The 5,077-nt window shown below is 64.2% G+C and carries 5 protein-coding genes; all 5 read right to left on the bottom strand.

From position 1 onward, the window contains the following. Positions 1-520: SDR family NAD(P)-dependent oxidoreductase (locus VKM35_RS00740; RefSeq protein ID WP_324317325.1), on the bottom strand; the 520-nt coding region annotated here is incomplete at its 3' end. Between the two features lie 15 nt (positions 521-535). After that, positions 536-1,813: a Vi polysaccharide biosynthesis UDP-N-acetylglucosamine C-6 dehydrogenase TviB gene (gene tviB, locus VKM35_RS00735; RefSeq protein ID WP_324317323.1), complete on the bottom strand. Its 1,278-nt coding sequence runs from the start codon at positions 1,811-1,813 to the stop codon at positions 536-538. Positions 1,814-1,930: 117 nt separating this feature from the next. Then, entirely contained in the window at positions 1,931-3,256 is a 1,326-nt protein-coding gene (locus VKM35_RS00730; protein WP_324317321.1) for an O-antigen ligase family protein, read from the bottom strand. A gap of 106 nt (positions 3,257-3,362) precedes the next feature. Beyond that, the gene (locus VKM35_RS00725) at positions 3,363-3,812 is read right to left on the bottom strand and encodes a hypothetical protein (protein WP_324317319.1); all 450 of its coding nucleotides are present in this window, start codon (positions 3,810-3,812) and stop codon (positions 3,363-3,365) included. Positions 3,813-3,917: 105 nt separating this feature from the next. Further along, positions 3,918-5,077: tetratricopeptide repeat protein (locus VKM35_RS00720; RefSeq protein ID WP_324317317.1), on the bottom strand; the 1,160-nt coding region annotated here is incomplete at its 5' end.

The raw sequence follows: 5,077 nt of genomic DNA, 5'->3' as shown, positions 1-5,077 counted from the left end.
ACGGGATGCCATAGAGATGGGCGTAGCTATGCGCCATCATCTCGTTGGCTTTCTTCGTCGCCGCGTACAACGTCAGCAGATGCTCGGTCGGTTGATGCTCCGAGAACGGCATCTTGGTATTCGCGCCATACACCGAACTGGTGGACGCAAATACCAGGTGCTCGACGCCGTGGTGTCGGCAGCCCTCCAGGATGTGCAGGAACCCGGTGACGTTGCTGCTCACATACACATGCGGGTTTTCCGCCGCGTAACGCACACCCGCCTGCGCCGCCAGATTGATCACGCGCTGGGGCTTGTGCGTGGCGAAAGCCGCCTCGACCGCGGCGCGATCGGCGAGATCCGCCTGGATGTGCGTGTAGTTAGGATGATCGATAAAGCGCGCCAAGCGCGCCTTCTTCAGATTCACGTCGTAGTAGTCGCTCATGCTGTCGAAGCCGATGACTTCGTCGCCACGCTCTAGCAGCTTGATCGCGACATGCGAACCGATGAAACCCGCCGTACCGGTGACCAACACTTTCATTGCTTGCGTTCCTGCTTAGAGTCGTCCATCCACCGCTTCCCGCGGCAACACGCACTTCACGTCGTACAACACCGAGCCGGGTTTGCCGAAGGCGCGGATGCCGGCGGCGCCCATCGCGGCGAATTGTTTGTGGCCGACGGCGATGATGATGGCGTCGTACACGCCTGCTTGCGGCGCGGCGATGGTATCGAGGTCGTATTCGTGTTTGGCTTCGGCGGCATCGGCCCAGGGGTCGTGGACATCCACCTGCGCGCTGTAGTCGCGCAGCTCGGCGATGATGTCGATGACGCGGGTGTTGCGCAGGTCGGGGCAGTTTTCCTTGAAGGCCAGGCCCATCACCAGCACGCGTGCGCCGACCGGGTTGATGCCCTTGCGCGCCATCAGGCGGATGGTCTGCGTGGCGACGTGTGCGCCCATGCCATCGTTGATGCGGCGGCCGGCGAGGATCACTTCCGGGTTGTAGCCGATCTCCTGCGCCTTATGGGTGAGGTAGTAGGGATCAACGCTGATGCAGTGGCCGCCAACCAGGCCGGGGCGGAATGGCAGGAAGTTCCATTTGGTGCCGGCAGCCTGCAGCACTTCCAAGGTATCGATGCCCATCTTGTTGAAGATCAGCGCGAGCTCGTTGACGAGCGCGATGTTGAGATCGCGCTGTGTGTTTTCGATCACTTTCGCCGCTTCCGCCACCTTGATGCTGCTGGCCTTGTGCGTGCCGGCGGTGATGATGCTGGCGTAGAGGCTGTCGACGAAGTCGGCGATCTCGGGCGTAGAACCCGAGGTGACCTTGAGGATGCTGGTGACGCGGTGATCCTTGTCGCCGGGATTGATGCGCTCGGGGCTGTAGCCGGCGAAGAAATCGCTGTTGAATTTCAGGCCGGAAGCGCGCGCGAGGATGGGCACGCAGACTTCTTCGGTGCAGCCGGGGTAGACGGTGGATTCGTAGACGACGATATCGCCGCGCTTGAGCACGCGGCCGATGGCTTCGCTGGCATTGATCAGCGGGGTGAGGTCGGGGCGCTTGGCCGAATCGATAGGCGTGGGCACGGTGACGATGAAGACGTTGCAGCGGCGCAGGTCTTCCGGATCGGCGCTTAGCTTCAGCTTGTCGCTGCTGGCGAGCTCGGCGGCGCTGACTTCCCGCGTGCTGTCTTCGCCCTGGCGTAGCGCGGCGATGCGCGCGGCGTGGATGTCAAACCCGACGGTTTCGAATTGCTTGCCGAATTCCACCGCCAGCGGTAGCCCGACGTAGCCCAGTCCGATGATGGCGATGCGGGTCTGGTCAAGCTGGGGCATGGGTCATGCGCGCCGGTGAGGAGATGTCCGGATGGTACGTCGATACGGCGGGGCGATGGAAGGAAGCGGGACGCTCGAAATGGCTTCCGGTCGCGCCGCGATGACGCGACGGGTGTTCTAGGCGCGGCCGTCTATCTGCATTTCGTTTCCACGATTCACGCGGCCCAGCCACACCGCCACCATCAGCGCGAACACGCTCATGTTGGCGGTGGTGCGCAGCGGATAATCGCCAAGGGAATGCAGCAGGGGCAGCAGGACGGCGACCCATGCCATGCGCATCAGCAACAGGTCGCGGGCCGGCATTTCCGGATGGCGACGCCAGGTGCGCCAACTGACGATGAGAAACGCGGACAGGCCGATCGCGAACAGCACCGCAAACGGCCAGCCGCCTTCGAGCCACAACTCGACGTAATCGTTGTGCGCGTGGTTGACGACGGCATCACCTTGTCCTTCCGGGCTTTGTGCTTCGAACGGCTGGAAGGCCTTGCGAAACGTGCCCAGGCCGGAGCCGAAGGGCGCGTGTTGGGCAGCGGCCTGGGCGGTGATGCGCGCGAACTCCCAGCGGCCGTCATCGAGCGGATCCTTGTCGAGCCGCTGCAGAATCCCGAACAGCGCGAACTGCACCGACAGCACCAGACCCACGCTGACGATGATCATCACCGCGCGGCGCATGCCACGGCGATCACGCAACGACAGCACCACCGGCAACGACAGCAGCACGGCGAGCATGCCGAGGATCAGACCGGCGCGCGAACGTGCGAGTGCGATGCCCAGGATCAGCAATACCGCCAGGCCGATGCCGCCGATGATCAGCAGCGGCGATACCGGCCGGCCGGCGAAGCGTTCGCTGACCAGCCAGGCGGTGTGGCCGATCGCCAGCGGCAGTGCCATCACCAGCAGGGTAGCGAGGTGGTTGCGATTGGCGAAGAAACCGACGGCTTCGGTGGGATTGGTATTGGCGTAAAAGCGCAGCGCGCTGTCGGGGCCGTCGGCCATCTGTGCGATACCGAGCACGACGCTGATCACCGCCAGCGCGACCGCCAGCATCAACAGGCGGCGTTGCTGCGTGGATGGCAGAGACAGCACCGACACGAACAGTGCGGACGCCGGCAGCAGCGACCACAGCGCGCGTTCGACGGCGACCGGTTGCAAGCTGACATGAGGATAGGCGGTCACGCCGGCGAGCAGCCATTCGGTGGCGATGGCATGGCGTTGCGGATTGGTGTCCCACACAGAGAACGGCAGCGGCAGTAGTTGCAGCAGCGGCAATGCCAACGGCAACAGCGCCCATGCGGCGATCCGGGGCGGTGCAGTGCCCACACGAAACCAGCTGACGAGCAGCAGGGCGATCAACGCGACAGCGAGCAATTGCGCCAGCACATCCCCCTGCCCGCCCTGTCCGCCACCGAACGTGACCGCGACGATCAGCAGTAAGCCGGTCAACAAGAACTGGGCGGGATTGGAGCGATCCTGCGCTGACACCGATGACAACTCCCGAAATGAAAAGGGCCGCGATTAGCGGCCCTTGTTGATCTGGTCGACTGCGCCCTCAGGGGCTCACGGTCGGTTCCGGTTTGTCGTCACGGTGGTGATCGAGATCCCAGGCGATGACAGCGAAGGTCGGCAACGCGATTTCCATCGCACCCACCCAATCGACGCCACCGGATCCTGTCGCACCAACCGCCGAGGTGTTCTTGGGGGCGATCTTCTGCGGATGCACGGAGCCACCGGCACAGGTGGAAATGGAAGGCACTGAAACCAGGGAGCCCGGCTCGACGGAGAGCGCGCAACCATCATTGAAGGTGACCGTCGCACTGCCCTGCTCCGCCACCATCACGCGGTCGCCCGGCATCAAGGCCTGACCCGAATGCGCCGCCACGAATTCTTTGCCCTGATTGACCATCACCGAACCATCGAAGGTCAGGGTTGCCACAGGATCAGCCGCCAATGCCGCGGTCGCCAACAAGGACGAAGCTACCAAAAGTACGAAGCGCTTCATGCCATTCCTCCAAGCCCAAAAGGGGCCGCTAGATGACGCAGGTGTTAAGAGACTACCGCAGTCGAGATAAGTCTGACAAGCCATTGAGACCCCTAGGAATTTCTTTCAGGGAGGTGATGGTGGCGTGTACGCCGCCGGGTCAATCCGGGCAATGCTGAGGTCGTCGTACCAGACCCGGCCGCCGATCCGCTGCTCGGCGCGAATGCGCGCCGGCAGACTCAGCTGCAACCACTGGCCGCCGCAGTCTTGTGCCGGCACGCTGAAATCAAGGCTGAAATCGCGCCAGCCGCTGTTGCCACGCACCGGCTCGCTGCTGGCCAGCGGCTTGTTCTGCTCGGCGCAGCGCAGGGTCCAGACCAGGCCGCGCTCATTGCGCAGGTCTTCGGCCCGGGCCCGGCCGGTCATGCGATAAGCCCCGGGCGGCAGCGCCAACAATTGCCGGACGTGATTGAACGGGACACGCTGATCCTCGAAGGCGACGCGCAATGCCCGCTCGCCGCCGGCGCCGGTGATCGGCAGCAGGTCGATGCGCGCGCCCTGCACCTGCCCGAAACGCCAGTCGAAACCTTCATTGCTCGGCTCCGATTCGAAACCACCGTCGAAGACATTGCCGATCACCTTGCGTCGCTCTGGCGGCAACTGCGCCACCCACAACAGGTAGGCCTGCCCCCAGCGGCGATCGGCGACCAGACGGTCGAGCCACACCGCCATCTCGTCTTCGTGGATGCCGCCCGGCAACTTGCGCAGGTCTTCGATGAAGGGCGTCAACGCGCCGGGATCTTTCACCTCGCGGCAAAGCTTGGTCATCACCTGCCGGCGCCACGGCGGATCCGCTGCGAGAAGTGCCGCCAACGCCGGCTGGGTGCGCGCATGGCTGGCGAACGCGACGAGTTGCGGAAACAAAATCGGCATCGATCCGGGCTGCACGCGCAACATCGCATCCAGATGCGGCAACGCGGCTTCCGGAGTATCGGAGCGCAGATAGTGATTGGCCAGCCAGACGTGGCTGCGCAAATCACGCGGCGAATGCCGCGCTGCGATCTGATAAAGCGCGAGGGCCCGCGGTGCATCGCCACGGCTTTCGGCGATCTGCGCGAGCACGCGATAACTGCGCCCATCAAGCGGACTGAGACGGATTGCGCGTTGCGCAAGGGCTTCCGCGCGATTGCGGGTCGCGGGTTTCGTGGACAGGGGATCCGCCGCCAAGATCAAGGCGTTGGCGACATCGGAGCGCCAGGTCAGCGCGCGCTCGGGTTGCGCCTGCT

This window comes from Arenimonas sp., from assembly GCF_035312645.1.
Lineage (GTDB): Bacteria > Pseudomonadota > Gammaproteobacteria > Xanthomonadales > Xanthomonadaceae > Arenimonas.
The sequence above is the reverse complement of the archived record's forward strand: the minus strand, read 5'-3'. Positions and strand labels throughout refer to the sequence as shown.